This is a genomic window from Azospirillum agricola (genome assembly GCF_017876095.1).
Taxonomy (GTDB): Bacteria; Pseudomonadota; Alphaproteobacteria; order Azospirillales; family Azospirillaceae; genus Azospirillum; species Azospirillum agricola.
In genome coordinates, this window is sequence record NZ_JAGINM010000015.1 from 119,749 (window position 1) to 136,366 (window position 16,618).

The following is a 16,618-nucleotide window of genomic DNA, read 5'->3' on the forward strand; positions in this document are numbered from 1 at the left end:
CCATCCCTCCAAGCGGATTTATTTGTTTGTTGAGTGCCGCCAAAATCGGGCATCCTCTCACAGCCTCACCCAAATCACTGATTAATCGATATTTTCGTGCGTATGTTCGTGGCAAACCGATGGATTGGTTCGTTGGACGCACAAATTCCATTGACACTGACCGTCCGGTTGGTTTACCAATCGATCCACAGAACGGGACACCGCCGCGGCGCCGGCCCCGCCACGTTCCCCTCAGGCCGCCTCCGGGCGGCCGCGGCGAACAGGACGGGCCCAACGAACGGCCCGCCACAGGGAAACGGTGGACACAAGGGAGCGGAGGAGGCGCCTTGGACTACACACTCGACTTCAGCGTCGTGGCCGACGCGCTGCCGGAACTGCTCCAGGGGTGCCTCGCCACCATCGGGCTGGCGCTCGCCGGGATGACGCTGGCGCTGGTCATCGGCATCGGCGGGGTGGTGATGCGCGGCTCGAACCGCCGCTGGCTGCGGCTGCCGGTCATCGTCTTCGTCGAGGTGATCCGCAACACGCCCTTCCTGGTGCAGATCTTCTTCCTGTTCTTCGCCCTGCCCAACATCGGGCTGACGCTGAACCCGACCGTCACCGCGATCATCGCGCTGGGTCTGAACGGCGGCGCCTACGCCATCGAGATCATCCGCGGCGGCGTGCAGAGCATCGACAAGGGACAGATCGAGGCCGGCCTCGCGCTCGGCCTGCACAAGAGCCAGGTCTTCCGCATGATCGTGCTGAAGCCGGCGCTGCGCGCCATCTACCCGTCGCTGACCGGCCAGTTCATCATGCTGACGCTGACGTCGAGCATCTGCTCCGCCATCGCCGCCTACGAGCTGACCTCGGTCGCCCAGCGGATCGAGTCCGACAGCTTCCGCAGCTTCGAGGTCTATTTCACCATCACGCTGATGTACCTCGGCATCTCGTGGCTGATGATGACCGGCTTCTCGGTCTTCTCGCGCCGCTACTTCCACTACCCGACCCGATAGGAGCGCCGGTGATGGGCAACAGTTTCGGGTTCGGCGAGTTCACCTTCCTGATGCACGGGCTGAGCTGGACGGTCCTGCTCGCCGCCATCGCCTTCGTCGGCGGCGGGATCGGCGGGCTGGGGGTGGCGCTGGCGCGCACCTCGACCTCGCTGGTGGCGCGCCGGATCACCGCCGGCTACATCGCGGTCTTCCAGGGCACGCCGCTGCTGATGCAGCTCTTCGTCGTCTATTACGGGCTTGGGCTGCTCGGCCTCAACCTGCCGGCCTGGCTGGCGGTCGCCATCGGCTTCACGCTGCACGCCAGCGCCTTCCTCGGCGAGATCTGGCGCGGCGCCATCGAGGCGCTGCCCAAGGGGCAGACCGAGGCGGCCAAGGCGCTCGGCATGCACTACCTGCCGCGGATGCGCGACGTGATCCTGCCCCAGGCCTTCCGCATCGCGCTGCCGGCGACCGTCGGCTTCCTGGTCCAGCTCATCAAGGGCACCTCGCTGGCCGCCATCGTCGGCTTCATCGAGCTGGCGCGGGCCGGGCAGATCGTCTCCAACCAGACCTTCGCGCCGCTGCTGGTCTTCGGCGTCGTCGGGTTGGTCTACTTCGCGCTCTGCTGGCCGCTGTCGCTCTACGGCTCGCGCATCGAAAACCGGATGGCGCGGGCCACCGCCCGCTGACCGGCTCCCGAAGAAACAACCGCCGGCAGCAACCGCCGGCGGGGCTCCAAAGACACGCCATCAAAAACGGAGGAAACCCAGCATGACCGACACGCCCGTCTTCCGCCCGTCGCGCCGCAGCCTGCTCGCCACCGGACTGGCCGTGCTGGCCGCTCCGGCCGTCCTGACGATGAGCAGCCGCATGGCGGCCGCCCAGTCGCTGGCCGACATCAAGAGCAAGGGCAAGCTCGTCGTCGGCATCCAGGGCGACAACCCGCCCTGGGGCTTCCTCAACTCGCAGGGCGTGCAGGAGGGCTACGACGCCGACATCGCCAAGCTGCTCGGCAAGGAGCTGGGGCTGCCGGTGGAGTTCGTGCCGACGGCGGTCGCCAACCGCATCCCGGCGCTGGTGACCGGCCGGGTCGACGTGCTGTTCGCCACCATGGGCATGTACCCCGACCGCGCCAAGGCGATCCAGTTCTCCAAGCCCTACGCCGCCAACGACATCGTGCTGGTGGCGCCCAAGAGCACGGTCATCAAGACCAACGCCGACATGAAGAATTTCATCATCGGCGTGGCGCGGTCGAGCGCCCAGGACACCGCCGTGACCAAGGCGGCGCCGGAGGGCACCACCATCCGCCGCTTCGACGACGACGCCGCCACCATCCAGGCGATGCTGTCGGGGCAGGTGCAGGCGGTCGGCGCCAACCAGTTCTACCCGCTCCGCCTCAACAAGGCGCAGCCCGACACCTACGAGCGCAAGCTCGACTTCGTCCGCCAGTACAACGGCGCCGGCACCCGGCTGGGCCAGAAGGAATGGAACGCGACGATCAACGCCTTCATCGACAAGATCAAGGCCAACGGCGAACTGGCCAAGGTCTACCAGACCTGGATGGGCTTCGCGCCGCCGGAATTCCCGGAAACGCTGGAAGGCATCCCCTTCACCGTCGGCTGACGCGGCCCTTGCGGGCGCCCGCTCTCTTGGGCGCCCTTCCTCCCCGACATCGCAGGGACTTCCCCCGTGCAGGACATCAACGCCACGCGCCCAACCGCTCCCGGTCCGTCCCCCGCCTCCCTTCCGGCCGCCGGCGATCCGCTGATCCTGATGGAGGACGTCAACAAATGGTACGGCGCCTACCACGCGCTGCGGAACGTCAACCTCGCCGTCCGGCGCGGCGAGAAGATCGTGCTGTGCGGCCCGTCCGGCTCGGGCAAGAGCACGCTGATCCGCTGCATCAACCAGCTCGAGACCATCAAGGACGGCCGCATCACGGTGGACGGCACGCGGCTCGACGACAGCACCCGCAGCGTCGACGCGGTGCGCAGCGAGGTCGGCATGGTGTTCCAGAACTTCAACCTGTTCCCGCACATGACCGTGCTCCAGAACTGCACGCTGGCGCCGATGCGGGTGCGCGGCGTCACCGCCGCCCAGGCGGAGGCCACCGCCCGCCGCTTCCTGGAGCGGGTCCGCATCGCCGAGCACGCCCACAAATACCCGGCCCAGCTCTCCGGCGGCCAGCAGCAGCGCGTCGCCATCGCCCGCGCGCTGTGCATGGAGCCCAAGGTCATGCTGTTCGACGAGCCGACCTCGGCGCTCGACCCCGAGATGGTCAAGGAGGTGCTCGACACCATGGTCGGGCTCGCCCGCGACGGCATGACGATGGTCTGCGTCACCCACGAGATGGGCTTCGCCCGTCAGGTCGCCGACCGCGTGATCTTCATGGCCGACGGCGAGATCCTGGAGGAGGCCGAGCCGGAGACCTTCTTCCGCACCCCGCGGCACCCGCGCGCCCGCGCCTTCCTCGGCGAGATCCTGGCCCACCATTGAAACGCCGGACGACCCTGCGCCCCTCTCCTCCGGTCCCCGTCATGCCCGGCCATGACGGGAGAAGACGCAATCCCAGCACGTCCCAGTCAGAAGGATGACCTCATGAGCCGCCTCGTCTATGTCCTGAACGGTCCCAACCTGAACCTGCTCGGCAAGCGCCAGCCGCACATCTACGGCCACACGACGCTGGCCGACGTCGAGGCCGAGTGCCGCGCCCTGGCCAGCGAACTCGGGCTGGAGATCCGCTTCCACCAGAGCAACCGCGAATACGAACTCATCGACTGGATCCACGAGGCGCGCGAGACCGCCGGCGGCATCGTCATCAACCCGGCCGCCTTCACCCACACCTCGGTGGCGATCCTCGACGCGCTCAACACCTTCGACGGGCCGGTGATCGAGGTCCACATCTCCAACGTCCACAAGCGCGAGGAATTCCGCCACCACTCCTTCGTCTCGCTGCGCGCCGACGGCGTCATGGCGGGTTGCGGCACCCAGGGCTACAGCCTCGCGCTGCGCCGCGTCGGCTGGCTGATCGACGAGAAGGCACGCCAGGATGGCTGAGGCGGCGCAGGCCGGCATGGGCGGGCCGCCGGTCCGGCTGGCCGTGCTGGGGGCGGGGCTGATCGGCAAGCGCCACATCGAGCAGGTGCTGGCCCGGCCGGAATCGGAGCTGGCCGCCATCGTCGATCCTTCCCCGGCGGCCGAGGCGCTGGCCGCCGAGTTGGGCGTCCCCTGGCACCAGAGCTTCGCGGCGATGCTGCGCGCCGGGCGGCCGGACGGCGTCATCATCGCCACGCCCAACCAGATGCATGTCGGGAACGGGCTGGAGAGCGTCGCCGCCGGCATTCCGGCGCTGGTGGAGAAGCCGCTCGCCGACGACGTCGGCGGCGCCACCCGGCTGGTCGAGGCGGCGGAGGAGGCCGGCGTGCCGCTGCTGGTCGGCCACCACCGCCGCCACAACCCGCTGATCCGCGAGGCCAGGCGGGTCATCGAATCCGGCCGGCTCGGCCAGATCGTCTCGGTGCAGGGGACCTGCTGGTTCTGCAAGCCCGAGGAGTATTTCGAGGCGCCCTGGCGGCGCGAGAAGGGGGCCGGGCCGGTCTTCCTGAACCTGATCCACGACGTCGACCTGCTGCGCCACCTGTGCGGCGAGGTGGTGGAGGTCCAGGCGCTGGAATCCAACGCGCTGCGCGGCAACGCGGTGGAGGAGACCTCGGTCATCCTGCTGCGCTTCGCCAGCGGCACGCTCGGCACCGTCAACGTCTCCGACGCCATCGCCGCCCCCTGGAGCTGGGAGTTCACCAGCGGCGAGAACCCGGCCTACAGCCACACGCAGGAGACCTGCTACACCATCGGCGGCACGCGGGGCTCGTTGACGGTGCCCCAGCTCGACCTGTGGCACCATCCGACCCGGCCGAGCTGGTGGGAACCGATCGCCCGCGAACGGCTGCCGACCAGCGTCGAGGATCCGCTCGGTCTGCAAATCCGCAACCTGTGCAACGTCATCCGCGGCGTCGAGGCCCCCGTCGTGTCCGGCCGGGAGGGGCTGAACACGCTGAAGGTCGTCGCCGCCGTCAAGCAGGCCGCCGCCACCGGCCGCCGGGTCGAGCCGGCCTGCGCCTGACGCCCTTCCGTCCCTCCGCCCTTCCCCTGCCTGGGCCATGACGGGTCTGGCCAACGGATCGTTCCTCCATCCGGACCGTAACCTGCAGCCCCGCCGCCGTCGCGACGGCGCCGGCAGACCGAGGCAGGGGTTCTTTGCCCCGCATCCAGGAGCCCACCGCATGGGAGCCCACCGCATGCCCGCCGCCCCCTTCACCTTCGCCAAGTCGATCGCCACGGTCTCGCTCAGCGGCACCCTGCCGGAGAAGCTGGAGGCGGCGGCGGCCATCGGATTCGACGGGGTCGAGATCTTCGAGAACGACCTGCTGACCTTCGACGGCTCGCCGGCCGACGTGCGGCGCATCGCCGAGGGGCTGGGGCTGGAGATCACCATCTTCCAGCCCTTCCGCGACTTCGAGGCGATGCCCGACCCGATCCGCGCCCGCAACCTCGACCGCGCCGAGCGCAAGTTCGACGTCATGCAGGCTCTCGGCACCGACCTCGTGCTGGTCTGCTCCAACACGCAGGCCGCCGCCATCGACGACCCGGCGCGCGCCGCCGCCGACCTCGCCGAGATGGCCGAGCGCGCCCACAGGCGCGGCCTGCGCGTCGGCTACGAGGCGCTGGCCTGGGGCCGCCACGTCAACCGCTGGTCCCAGGCCTGGGACATCGTCCAACGCGCCGGCCACCCGGCGCTGGGTCTGATCGTCGACAGCTTCCACACCCTGTCGCTCGGCGACGACTACGCCGGCCTCGCCGATGTGCCGGGCGGGAAGATCTTCTTCGTGCAGCTCGCCGACGCGCCGAAGCTGTCGATGGACGTGCTGTCCTGGAGCCGCCATTTCCGCAACTTCCCCGGCCAGGGCCAGCTTCCCGTCACCGGCTTCCTCAAGGCGGTGCTGGACGCCGGCTACCGCGGCCCGCTGTCGCTGGAGATCTTCAACGACGAGTTCCGCGCCGCCCCCGCCCGCCTGACCGCGCTCGACGGACTGCGCTCCCTCATCCATGTCGAGGCGGAGGCCGGCCACGGCCCCGGCCTGCCGGCGCCGCCCGACTGCCAGGGCGTCGAGTTCCTCGAATTCGCCGTCGACGCCACGGCGCGCGAAAAGCTGGCGGCGCTGCTCGGCACGCTGGGCTTCCGCCACGCCGGGCGCCACCGCTCCAAGGACGTCGATCTCTACCGCCGGGGCGGCGTCAACCTCGTGCTCAACAGCGAGGAGGATTCGGCGGCGTCGGAGCATTTCCAGATGCACGGCCCCTCGGTCTGCGCCATGGCCTTCCGGGTCGACGACGCGCAGCGCGCCATCGCGCGGGCCGAGGCGCTGCGCTGCGTGCTGTGGCGCGAGCGGGTCGGCGACGGCGAGCGCCACATCCCGGCGCTGCGCGCCCCCGATGGCACGCTGATACATCTCGTGGAGGGCGACCCCGCCGGCCGCAGCATCTGGGAGGACGACTTCCATCTGCTGCCGGGCGCGGCGGTGGAGGACGATCCGGCGACGACCCTGACCGGCATCGACCATGTCGCCCAGGCCCTGCCCTTCGGGCGGATGGACAGCTTCGTGCTGTTCTACCGCGCGGTCTTCGGCTTCGTCCCGGAGACCCTGTGGGAGCTGCCCGACCCCTACGGGCTGATCCGCAGCCGGGCGCTGGTCAGCCCCGACGCCGGGGCCGGGCGCGGCGTGCGGCTGCCGCTGAACATCTCGGAGAGCCGGCGAACGGCGACCGGCCGCTTCGTCAGCGCGACCGCCGGGGCCGGCGTCCACCACGTCGCCTTCGGCACGCCCGACGCCGCCGCGCTGGTCGAGGCGCTGTCGGCGGCCGGCGCCCCCTTCCTGCCGATCCCGGCCAACTACTACGACGACCTCGCGGTCAAGCACCCGCTCGACGACGACGAGCTGGCGCTGCTGAAGCGGCGCGAGCTGCTTTACGACCGCGACGATCACGGAAGCGGGGGCGGGGGCGGCGAGTTCCGCCACGCCTACACCGACAGCTTCGCCGACCGCTTCTTCTTCGAGGTGGTCGAGCGGCGCGGCGGCTACCGCCAGTTCGGCGCGGTCAACGCCCCGGTCCGCATGGCCATCCAGGCCCAGCTCCGCGAGGGCGCCCGCCCGCAGGATTATCTCGACTAGGGGAGGCGGGCGGCCGAACCCGCAGCCCCCTCCCGGCCGGCGCCGCCCCCGACCGGACCCATGTCTTTCCCCAGTGAGGCCTCATGACCGCCGCGCCCGCCACCCCGCCCGCCAAGGCGCACCCCTCCACCCCGCCCGCCTCCGTCATCGTCGGCCTGATCGGCGCCGGCATCCAGGCGTCGCGCACCCCGGCGATGCACGAGCGGGAGGCCGACGCGCAAGGGCTGCGCTGCATCTACCGGCTGATCGACCTCGACCGGCTCGGGCTCGGCGCCGACGCCCTGCCGGAACTGCTGACCTCGGCCGAGCGCATGGGCTTCACCGGGCTGAACATCACCTTTCCCTGCAAGCAGGCGGTCATCCCGCTGCTCGACGACCTGTCGGACGACGCCCGCGCCATCGGCGCCGTCAACACGGTGGTCTTCCGGAACGGCAGGCGCATCGGCCACAACACCGACTGCTCCGGCTTCGCCGCCGGCTTCCGCGACGGGCTGCCCGACGTGCCGCGCGACCGGGTGCTGCTGCTGGGGGCCGGCGGGGCCGGTGCGGCGGTCGGCCACGCCGCACTCCAGCTCGGCGCCGGGCGCGTCACCGTCGTCGACGCCGACCCGCGCCGGGCCGAGGCCCTGGCCGGGCAGCTCGACGCCCGCTTCGGCGCCGGCCGGGCGGCGGCGGCCAGCGACCTCGCGGCGGCGATGGCGGCGGCCGACGGGCTGATCCACGCCACCCCGACCGGCATGGCGAAGTTCCCCGGCCTGCCGCTGCCGGCCGAGCAGCTCCACGGCGGGCTGTGGGTCGCCGAGATCGTCTATTTCCCGCTGGAGACCGCGCTGCTGCGCGAGGCCCGGGCACGCGGCTGCCGGACGCTGGACGGCGGCGGCATGGCGGTCTACCAGGCGGCCGACGCCTTCCGCCTCTTCACCGGCATCGAGCCCGACGCCGCGCGCATGCGCCGGCAATTCCTGTCGATGGACGCGCAGAACCAGGGCTGACGGCAGCCTCCCCTCGCCTCGCCGCCCGATCTTGTACGAAAGTCCAATTATTGCGCAGGCGGACGAAGTTTATCGTGGGCGCGCCGGGAGCCGGACCGGAAGCAGGGGGGAAGCGATGGGCGGGGCGTTCATGATCGCGGGCGGCGCACTGCGGGGGCTTGCCGCGCTGATGCTGGTCTCCATCGCCGGTCCTTCCGCCGCGGCGGCCGATCCGCCCGATCCGCCCGATCCGCTGGGATCGGTCATGTGGGAGGCGCTGCGCGACCAGTATTTCGGCGACGCGCCACTCCGCTTCGACGATCGCGTCAAGGTGAGCGCGCCGGCCGACGCCGAGGACACCCGCGCCGTCCCCATCGCCATCGACGCCAGCGCGCTGCCCGACGTGGTCGAGATCGTCGCCATCGCCGACCTCAACCCGTTTCCGCTGGTCCTGCGCTACCACCCCCACGGGGCGGCGGCGACCATCGCCACCCGCATCAAGATTCAGCAGGCGACCGCCGTCCACGGCGCCGCCCGCACCGCCGACGGGGTCTGGCACGTCTCCGGCGTGCTGGTGGACGCGGCCGGCGGGGGATGCAGCGCGCCGCCCGCCACCTACGCGCAGACGGACTGGGCCGACCATGTCGGGGAGGTGCAGGCCCGCGCCTGGCCGGCGCGCGCCGACGGCACGGCACGGCTGCGGCTGCGCGTCCGCCACCCCAACGACACCGGCCTCGTGGCGGGCATCCCCGCCTATTTCATCGAGACGCTGAGCGTCCGCGCCCATGGCGCCGCCGGTCCCGGCCCCGAGCTGGCCCGCATCGACAGCCTGGAGCCGGTGTCGGAGGATCCGGTCTTCTCGCTCGACCTCCGCCCGCCGCCGGGCAGCACGGCGCTGACCTTGAGCGGGCGCGACAACCAGGGCGGCGTCATCGCCGCGACCATCCCGCTGCCGGCGCCCGTTCCCACCGCCGCCGCCGACCGGAGCCTCGGCCAATGACGCCGCGCAGCCGCCTCCTGAAAAGCCTGCTTCTGGCCGCCGGCGTCCTGGCGGGGAGCCTCCTGTCCGGCACCGCCGGCGCCCAGGGGCCACGGATTTACGGGCTGACGCCCAAGCCGATCGCCCCCGACACCTACGTCTTCGAGGGCTCGACCGAGCATTTCACCCGCGACAACGGCGGCAACATCCTGAACGCCGCCTTCATCGTCACCGCCGACGGGGTGATCGTCATCCAGACCGGCCCGTCGCGCCGCTACGGCGAGGAAATGCGCGCCGCGATCCGCCGCGTCACCGACAAGCCGGTCCGCAAGACCTACATCAGCAACCTGCACCCGGACTATTTCCTGGGCGCCCAGGCCTTCGCCCCCGAGGCGCCCGTCGCGGCCCTGCCCGGCACCATCGCCGGCATCCGCGAGGAGGGGCCCGGCATCGCCGAGAACATGTACCGGATGATCGGCGACTGGATGCGCGGCACCGAGGTGGTGATCCCGGACGAGCCGGTGTTCGGGTCCACCGTCGTCTTCGGCGACCACCGGCTGCGGCTGATCCCGCTGCACGGCCACACCGCCGCCGACCTCGCCCTGTTCGACGAGACGACCGGCGTGCTGTTCGCCGGCGGGGTCGTCTTCTGCGGCCGCACGCCGACCACCCCGCACGCCGACGTCGCCGACTGGCTGAAGGCGCTGGACGCGGTCGAGGCGCTGGACGGCGTCCGCCTGCTGGTGCCCAACCACGGCCACATCCGCCCCGACAAGGCCTGCGTCGCCCAGACCCGCGACTGGCTGACCTGGCTCGACGCCACGTTGCGCGCGGCGGTGGAGGCCGGGCTCGACATGACCGACGCGCTGGAACTGCCGATCCCCGAGCGCTTCCACGGGCTCGGCGTGCTGCGCGCCGAATACCGCCGCTCGGTCGCGCATCTCTGGCCGCGGATCGAGCGGGAAAGCCTGCCCCGCGTCAACTGACGGGCAGGGGGTCTTCGGACAATCGCATGACGGAAAAAGCCTCTCTCCTTTGCGGGGAGGGGCTTTGGACGGTTGCCCATCGGGTTTCCCGGACCGAGAAGCGCGGGCTAATCCCTGCGGGCAGGGCTTGCGCTTTGGAAAGAAAGCTCCAGTTCTGGAATCGCAAAAACGATCGCATACCGCTTAATTCACGAACAATCAGCACCCGCATCGAAATTCCCGCCGCCAAGAAGAGGACCAGCATGCGCGCCCCCCGCTCCATCCGGCGGCCCGTCCGATCCCTCGCCCTTTCCCCCGCGACCGCCTTTCTGCTGGCCGGACTGCTGAACCTGCCCGGCAACCCGGCGCTGGCGCAGAAGACCGAGCGCGATCCCGACGGCATCTTCTCCGTCATCGTCGAGAACGACCTGTTCGCCAACGACGACCGGCACTACACGAACGGCATCCAGTTTTCCTACACCCCGGCGCAGCCCGGCCTGCCGGGCTGGGTCGACGGGCTGGCCGACGCCCTGCCGCTGTTCAACCAAGGCACCAAACGGCGGATCACCTACGCGCTCGGCCAGAAGATGTTCACCCCGCGCGAGATCGAGCCGCCGGTGCCCGATCCCGGCGACCGGCCCTACGCCGGCTTCCTCTACGTCAACGCCGGCCTCGCCTCCGAGACGGAGACCACGCTGGACCGCCTGAACCTGACGCTCGGGGTGGTCGGGCCGGCGTCGCTCGCCGACGAGACGCAGAAATTCGTGCACCGGCTGACCGACTCCCGCAAGCCGCGCGGCTGGGGCCACCAGCTCCGCAACGAGCCGGGGGTGGTGCTCAGCTACAACCGCGCCTGGCGCGGCGTCTACGCGGCCTCCCCCTTCGGGCTGGCCTTCGACGCGACGCCGGACCTCGGCGTCAGCCTCGGCAACGTCTACACCCTCGCCTCGGCCGGGCTGACCCTGCGGATCGGCGCCGACCTGCCGCAGGATTACGGCCCGCCACGCATCGCCCCGCCCTTCCAGGGCACCAGCTATTTCGAGCCGGACCGCAGCTTCGGCTGGTATCTGTTCGCCAGCGTCCAGGGCCGCGCCGTGGCCCGCGACATCTTCCTCGACGGCAACACGTTCCGCTCCAGCCCCAGCGTCGACAAGAAGCCGCTGGTCGGCGACCTGCAACTCGGCTTCGCCGTGACGGTCAGCGACGTCCGCGTCGCCTACACCCACATCTTCCGCACCAAGGAGTTCGACGGCCAGGACAAGGCCGACACCTACGGGTCGCTGTCGGTGTCCGCGCGCTTCTAGGCGCCGACGCCGGGGGCCTCCGCCGCCATCCCGCCGGGGATGGTGGGCGTCCCCAAAAGCAAGCGAGAGCGTTTCCATGGGTTTCTTCCCGACCGAGACCGCAAGCCGCGCCAGGGCGGGCGCCGCCACCCTGGCCGCGGCGCTGCTGCTGGCCGCCTGCTCCTCCTCGCAGGTCACGCGACCGGCGCGGACGGCGACGGAGCAACTCCTCATCTCGACGGCGGCCGACAAGGCGGCGGAGCGGCTGGCCCAGACCCTGTCGATCCAGGGCAGCGTCTATGTCGACGCCGCCAGCGTCGAGGGCTACGACAACAAATACGCCGTCTCGGCGATCCGCGACGCCCTGCTGCGGCGCGGCGCGCGCATCCTGTCGTCGCGCGACGGCGCCGACACGGTCGTCGAACTGCGGGTCGGCGCCCTGTCGGTGGACAGCGAAAACTCGCTGGTCGGCATCCCCAGCATCAACGTGCCGCTGCCGATGACCCAGAACGCCACGACGCCCGAAATCTCCCTGTTCAAGAAGGAGCTGACCCAGGGCGTCGCCAAGGTCGCGGCGACCGCCTACGACCGCAAGACCGGCGCCCTCGTCGCGTCGAGCGGCCCGCAATACGGCTTCTCCAACAAGGCGGAATGGGTCCTGCTCCTGCTGCTGCGCTGGGGCAGCAACGACCTGCTGCCCTCCGGCGAGCGGCCGGCGCCCGTCCCCTGGGAGACGATGGAGGCCGTGCCGCCCGACCCGTGATGCCCCGGCCCCTGAGGCCCCGGCCCGTAACGCCGCCGGCGCTCAGGCGAGCGCGCGCAGCTCGGCCAGCTTCGCGGCACCGAGCGGGATGCCCTCCGCGTCGGTGCGGGCGCGGTGGACGTGGCGGCGGTCGCCGGGCATGCGCATCTGTCCGGCCGCGCGCACGCGGTCCGTCAGGGTCAGAACCCGCTCGGCGAAACCGGCGTTTCCGCCGCGCGCCGGGTCGATGAGGATGAGGAGCTGGCCGGTGTGCGGGGTTTCGGCGCCCGGATGCGCCGACCAGTCGACCTCGAAGGAGAATTTCCCGCCGGTCAGCGCCGCCGAGAGCACCTCGATCAGGAAGGCGATGGACGAGCCCTTGTGACCGCCGAAGGGCAGCAGCGCGCCGCCGTCGAGAACCGCCCTGGGGTCGGTGGTGGGAACGCCGTCGCGGTCCACGCCGTAGCCCGGTGGCAGATCGTGCCCCTCGCGGGCGGCGATGCGCACGTCGCCGTTGGCCATGGAACTGGCCGCTTGGTCGAAGACGATGGGCTCGCCGCCGGCGCAGGGGGTGGCGAAGGCCATCGGGTTGGTGCCGTAGACCGCCGAATGGCCCCCGTGCGGCACCACGCAGGCGAAGCTGTTGACCACCGACAGCGCCACCAGCCCTTCCCGCGCGAAGGGCTCGACGTCCGGCCACAGCGCGCTGAAATGGTGGGAGTTGCGGATCGCCAGCAGGGCCATGCCGCCGGACCGCGCCATCTCCATCAGCCGTGGCCGCGCCGCCTCCAGCGCCGGCTGGGCGAAGCCGTTGGCGGCGTCGGCCCGCAGGAAGGTCGGGCCGGCCTCCTCCAGCACCGGCACGGCCCGGCCGTCCACCCAGCCGCTCGTCAACGAGCCGACATAGCCGGGGATGCGGAACACGCCGTGGCTGAAGGAACCGTCGCGCTCGCAGCCGGCGCAGTTCGCGGCGAGGATCCGCGCCACCGTCTCCGAACAGCCGTGGCGTTCGAAGATGCGCGCCAGCAGGTCCACCAGCGCGTCGTGGCGGATCAGGCTGTCGCCGGTCGGGGAGAGGTCGGTCATCGTCGGCACCATCGGCAGGTCGTGGAAAAGGGCCGGAACGTTCGGCCCGGACGAGGGCGGGCGTCAAGCCCGGATGCCGGCGGCCGGCCTGACGGTTGGGAAAGAGCGCCGGTTTGTGGCACGGCTCACAGCGGGGGATCCGGAGCGGGGTTAGTGTCCGGTCATCGAGACGGTGACAGGGCAGACGGCCAGGACGGCCAGCCACCGCCGGCCTCGCCTCCCTCCTCCCCGCCCCTTATTCCCGCCCCTTATTCCCGCCATGAAGGAAGACGCGCCATGATCCGCACCGCCCTGTTCGCCGGCTTCGCCACCGTCGCCCTGCTGTCGGCCCCGGCCTTCGCGCAGAACGTCAGCACGATCTCGAACACCGCGGCCGGCGTCGGCAACGTGGCGCTTCAGTCGGCGATGACCCGGCAGGCGACCGGCGGCAGCATCCTCGGCACCGCCAACACCGCCGACGTCAGCAACATGGCCGCCGGCGTCGGCAACGTCGCCCGCCAGGGCGTCACCGTGATGCAGGGCGGCCCCGGCCGCATCCTCGGCGCCCCGCTGGTCGGCGGCGGCTCCAACACCGCCATCGTCGGCAACACGGCGGCCGGCATCGGCAACCGCGCCTCGCAGAGCGCCCTGGTCCAGCAGTTCGGCAGCCGCTCCCCGCTGCCCGGCGGCGGCAACCTCGGCAACGTCCAGAACCTGTCGGCCGGCATCGGCAACCTCGCCGGTCAGCGCGCTCTCCTCCAACAGCGCTGAGCCTTTCCCGGCCCCTCCTCCCAAACCCCTCCCGCAGCGCCCCGGCCGGTCCTCCGGCCGGGGCGTTCCGCCGTGGAAGCGGAGCCGGCTACAACACCTGCTTGGGCAGCGACAGCAGTTCCTTGCGGATGCGGTTCAGGCTGGGGCGGTTGTCGGGGCCGAAGGCGATGGGGCGGCACAGATGCATGGCGGTGATGCCGACCCGCGCGGTCAGCAGCCCGTTGATGACGCCCTGCCCCATCCGCGTCGAGACGGCGGCGGCCAGCGAGCCGCCCAGCGCTTCCACCGCGACGTGGTGGGCGCTTTCCGCCACCCCGGCGACGGCGATGTTGGCGAGCATCCGGCGCAGCAGCCGCAGCGACCCGACATAGCCCGGCCGGGCGCCGTAGAGGGCGGCGATCTCGCGCACCAGCTTCAGGTTCCGCCACAGCACGACAGCCAAGTCGAGCACCGCCGCCGGACTCAGCGCCGTCGCCACCGCCGTGTCGCGCGCGGCCCGCAGCACCCGCTGGTAGGCGGCGCGGTCGAGCGGGGCCAGCACCTCGCGGTCGAGCAGCCGGACGATCTCGCCGTCGTCGTGGGCGTCGGTGACGTGGTCGCGGACCCCGGCCAGCGCCATCTCCAGATCCGGCCGGGCGGCGTAGAGCGCCACCAGCGAACCGGCGAAGCGCTCGGCCTCCCCCTGGCGGCTGTCGATGGTCAGGCGCTCGGCCTCGACCCGCAGCGCCTCGATGCGGCGCAGACGGCGCAGAGACAGCAGTTCGCCGACCAGCAGGGCGACGGCGGCGACCCCGGCCATGGCGACCAGCAGCGCCACCAGGATGCCGAGCGCCAGGCTGGTCGCGAAGGCGCGGCCCAGCAGGTCGGCGGTGTCGAAGCCCAGCGCCACCAGCACCAGCGCCGCCACCGCCCCGATCAGCCAGCGGCCGATCCGGCGGCGCGGCGGCGCCGGCCCGTCCGCGACCGGAAGCAGTTCCGCCGCCCGCCCGGCGATGATGGCCTCCTCCTCCGCCACCGGCACGGGCGCGGCGCGGGCGGGGTCGAGCTCCATCGGCGGAACCCAGTGAGAGGTCCGCTCGTTCATTCCAGATAATCCCCCAGCAGGAATTGCAGCGCCTGATCGACCCGGATGTGCGGCAGCCCGCGCGGGTCGCGGCCGAGATCGGCCGGCGGCCGGAAGGACAGGAAATTGTAGGGGCGCTCGCGTTCCGACGGAAAGGCGTCGGCGTCCTCCGGGATCTCGCCGGGGAACAGCACGGTCGGCCGGTCGCGCCCGACCGGCACGCCGCGCACGCAGCGGAGCTGCCGGCCCTCATGCTCGGTCGTCACGCTGTCGGTGCATTTCAGCGCTGCGATGGCCATCGTCTCGACCGCCGCCCCCTCGAAACGGATCGAGGAGCGCGCGTCGGCGACCAGCCGGTCGAGCAGCGTGCGGAGCTGCGCGTGCTGGTGGGCGGCGATGTGGTCGGCCTTGGTCGCGGCGAACAGCACGCGGTCGATCTTGCCGCCGAACAGCCAGTCGAACCAGCCGGCCCCGCCGTGGCGGAAGGGCTCCAGGCTGAGTTCCAGGGCGCGCTTCATGTCGGCCATGCCGGACGGCCCGGCGTTCAGCGCGCCCAGCACGTCGATCAGCACGATCTGGCGGTCGAGCCGCGCGAAATGCTCGCTGAAGAAACGGCGGACGACGTTGGTTTTGTAGGCCTCGTAGCGCTCCTCCATCAGCGCCCACAGGCTGCCGCGCCCGCGCGTGGCGCCCGGCAGCGGGCAGAAGGTCAGCAGCGGCGCGTCCTTCATGTCGCCCGGCTCGACGAAGCGGCCCGGCTGGATCAGGCTGAGCAGCGTGTCGGCCCGGCGGCAGGCGTGCAGATAGTCGGTGTAGAGCGCCGCCCCGCGCCGCGCCGAATCCTCCTCCGCCGGGGTGGCCGGGTCGATGGTGGCGAGCCAGCCGCGCCAGGATTGGGACAGTTCGTCGCGCGGCGGCCGGGCGGCGAGGTCGAGCGTCAGCGCGCTCCACTCCGCGAAGCTCTGGCGCAGCAGCGGCAGGTCGAGCAGCCATTCACCGGGATAGTCGACGATGTCGAGGTTGAGGGTCGCCACCGGCTGCACCGCCCGCTTCAGCGACGACCCCGGCCGGTAGCGCAGGGCAAGCCGCAGCTGGCCGATGCCGCGCGTCGGCTCCGGCCAATGGGGATCGGGGCCGGTCAGCGCCGCGAGATGCCCCTCCACGTCGAAGCGCGGCACGTCGGGGTCGGGCTGCGGGCGCAGGCGGGAGGCCTGGAAGCGGCCCGACGACACCACGTCCAGGAAGGGCAGCCGCCCGGCCTTCAGCAGATTGTCGACCAGGGTCGAGACGAACACCGTCTTGCCGGCCCGCCGCAGGCCGGTGACGCCGAGGCGGACGTTCGGCTCCAGCAGACGGGCGCCGGCATCGACGACGCCGTCGAGAACGCTGTTCAGAGGGGGGATGCGCAAGGGCGGACGCTCGGGCCAGAGGACGAATCGCCCTTATATGGGGATGGCTTCCTGGCGATCCCAGTGGCGCCGTCGGCGGGCGAAAACGCACGCAATAAGTGTTGAACGCCAATGAAATCCCCTTAAGATCGCATTAATCACACCAACCTCAATGGACAGACGACCATCA

The 16,618-nt window shown here is 71.3% G+C and carries 17 protein-coding genes; 13 read left to right on the top strand and 4 right to left on the bottom strand.

The genetic code is table 11. The features are described 5' to 3' along the window. Positions 1-326 precede the first annotated feature (326 nt). The 10 genes from J2847_RS21735 to J2847_RS21780 all read left to right on the top strand — a co-directional run bounded on the left by J2847_RS21735 (position 327) and on the right by J2847_RS21780 (position 10,137). Entirely contained in the window at positions 327-995 is a 669-nt protein-coding gene (locus J2847_RS21735) for an amino acid ABC transporter permease (RefSeq protein ID WP_209780928.1), read from the top strand. Positions 996-1,006: 11 nt separating this feature from the next. Then, the gene (locus J2847_RS21740; protein ID WP_085554546.1) at positions 1,007-1,663 is read left to right on the top strand and encodes an amino acid ABC transporter permease; all 657 of its coding nucleotides are present in this window, start codon (positions 1,007-1,009) and stop codon (positions 1,661-1,663) included. A gap of 82 nt (positions 1,664-1,745) precedes the next feature. Beyond that, a complete protein-coding gene (locus J2847_RS21745) occupies positions 1,746-2,597 on the top strand; it encodes a transporter substrate-binding domain-containing protein (protein WP_209780929.1) in 852 nt (283 codons plus the stop codon). Positions 2,598-2,747: 150 nt separating this feature from the next. Beyond that, positions 2,748-3,470, top strand: coding sequence for an amino acid ABC transporter ATP-binding protein (locus J2847_RS21750; protein ID WP_085554705.1), 723 nt, complete (start codon positions 2,748-2,750; stop codon positions 3,468-3,470). Positions 3,471-3,572: 102 nt separating this feature from the next. After that, positions 3,573-4,031 carry a type II 3-dehydroquinate dehydratase gene (gene aroQ, locus J2847_RS21755; protein ID WP_209780930.1) on the top strand — a complete coding sequence of 153 codons (459 nt, stop codon included), beginning with the start codon at positions 3,573-3,575 and terminating at the stop codon, positions 4,029-4,031. Further along, the gene (locus J2847_RS21760) at positions 4,024-5,094 is read left to right on the top strand and encodes a Gfo/Idh/MocA family protein (protein ID WP_233474688.1); all 1,071 of its coding nucleotides are present in this window, start codon (positions 4,024-4,026) and stop codon (positions 5,092-5,094) included. Before aroQ ends, J2847_RS21760 begins: the two co-directional genes overlap by 8 nt. A gap of 160 nt (positions 5,095-5,254) precedes the next feature. Further along, a complete protein-coding gene (locus tag J2847_RS21765) occupies positions 5,255-7,201 on the top strand; it encodes a bifunctional sugar phosphate isomerase/epimerase/4-hydroxyphenylpyruvate dioxygenase family protein (RefSeq protein ID WP_233474689.1) in 1,947 nt (648 codons plus the stop codon). Between the two features lie 83 nt (positions 7,202-7,284). Then, on the top strand, positions 7,285-8,193 hold the full coding sequence (locus J2847_RS21770) for a shikimate dehydrogenase (RefSeq protein WP_209780931.1): 909 nt from the start codon (positions 7,285-7,287) through the stop codon (positions 8,191-8,193). A 115-nt stretch (positions 8,194-8,308) separates the two neighbouring features. Then, a complete protein-coding gene (locus tag J2847_RS21775; RefSeq protein ID WP_233474690.1) occupies positions 8,309-9,172 on the top strand; it encodes a quinoprotein dehydrogenase-associated SoxYZ-like carrier in 864 nt (287 codons plus the stop codon). After that, positions 9,169-10,137, top strand: coding sequence for a quinoprotein relay system zinc metallohydrolase 1 (locus tag J2847_RS21780; RefSeq protein ID WP_209780932.1), 969 nt, complete (start codon positions 9,169-9,171; stop codon positions 10,135-10,137). The genes J2847_RS21775 and J2847_RS21780 overlap by 4 nt, the downstream gene beginning before the upstream one ends. On the opposite strand, the gene J2847_RS21785 is transcribed toward J2847_RS21780, so the two are convergent. Continuing rightward, positions 10,130-10,381 carry a hypothetical protein gene (locus tag J2847_RS21785; protein WP_209780933.1) on the bottom strand — a complete coding sequence of 84 codons (252 nt, stop codon included), beginning with the start codon at positions 10,379-10,381 and terminating at the stop codon, positions 10,130-10,132. The two genes, J2847_RS21780 and J2847_RS21785, sit on opposite strands and share 8 nt — an antisense overlap. Here J2847_RS21785 and J2847_RS21790 point away from each other — a divergent pair. Together J2847_RS21790 and J2847_RS21795 are read left to right on the top strand one after the other, a co-directional pair. Beyond that, positions 10,380-11,420 carry a lipid A deacylase LpxR family protein gene (locus J2847_RS21790; protein ID WP_209780934.1) on the top strand — a complete coding sequence of 347 codons (1,041 nt, stop codon included), beginning with the start codon at positions 10,380-10,382 and terminating at the stop codon, positions 11,418-11,420. The genes J2847_RS21785 and J2847_RS21790 overlap by 2 nt on opposite strands. Positions 11,421-11,496: 76 nt before the next feature. Next, the gene (locus J2847_RS21795; RefSeq protein ID WP_209780935.1) at positions 11,497-12,162 is read left to right on the top strand and encodes a DUF6655 family protein; all 666 of its coding nucleotides are present in this window, start codon (positions 11,497-11,499) and stop codon (positions 12,160-12,162) included. Between the two features lie 42 nt (positions 12,163-12,204). Here the strand turns inward: J2847_RS21795 and J2847_RS21800 are convergent, their stop codons facing one another. Beyond that, positions 12,205-13,227, bottom strand: a complete 1,023-nt coding sequence (locus J2847_RS21800) for an Ldh family oxidoreductase (RefSeq protein ID WP_233474691.1) — start codon at positions 13,225-13,227, stop codon at positions 12,205-12,207. Positions 13,228-13,503: 276 nt separating this feature from the next. On the opposite strand from J2847_RS21800, the gene J2847_RS21805 reads away from it, so the two are divergent. Beyond that, on the top strand, positions 13,504-13,977 hold the full coding sequence (locus J2847_RS21805) for a hypothetical protein (RefSeq protein ID WP_209780937.1): 474 nt from the start codon (positions 13,504-13,506) through the stop codon (positions 13,975-13,977). 88 nt (positions 13,978-14,065) lie between these two features. On the opposite strand, the gene J2847_RS21810 is transcribed toward J2847_RS21805, so the two are convergent. Both J2847_RS21810 and J2847_RS21815 read right to left on the bottom strand, forming a co-directional pair. After that, positions 14,066-15,061: a TIGR01620 family protein gene (locus tag J2847_RS21810; protein WP_209780938.1), complete on the bottom strand. Its 996-nt coding sequence runs from the start codon at positions 15,059-15,061 to the stop codon at positions 14,066-14,068. Next, positions 15,058-16,449 carry a YcjX family GTP-binding protein gene (locus J2847_RS21815; RefSeq protein ID WP_209780939.1) on the bottom strand — a complete coding sequence of 464 codons (1,392 nt, stop codon included), beginning with the start codon at positions 16,447-16,449 and terminating at the stop codon, positions 15,058-15,060. Before J2847_RS21815 ends, J2847_RS21810 begins: the two co-directional genes overlap by 4 nt. Positions 16,450-16,618: the final 169 nt, after the last annotated feature.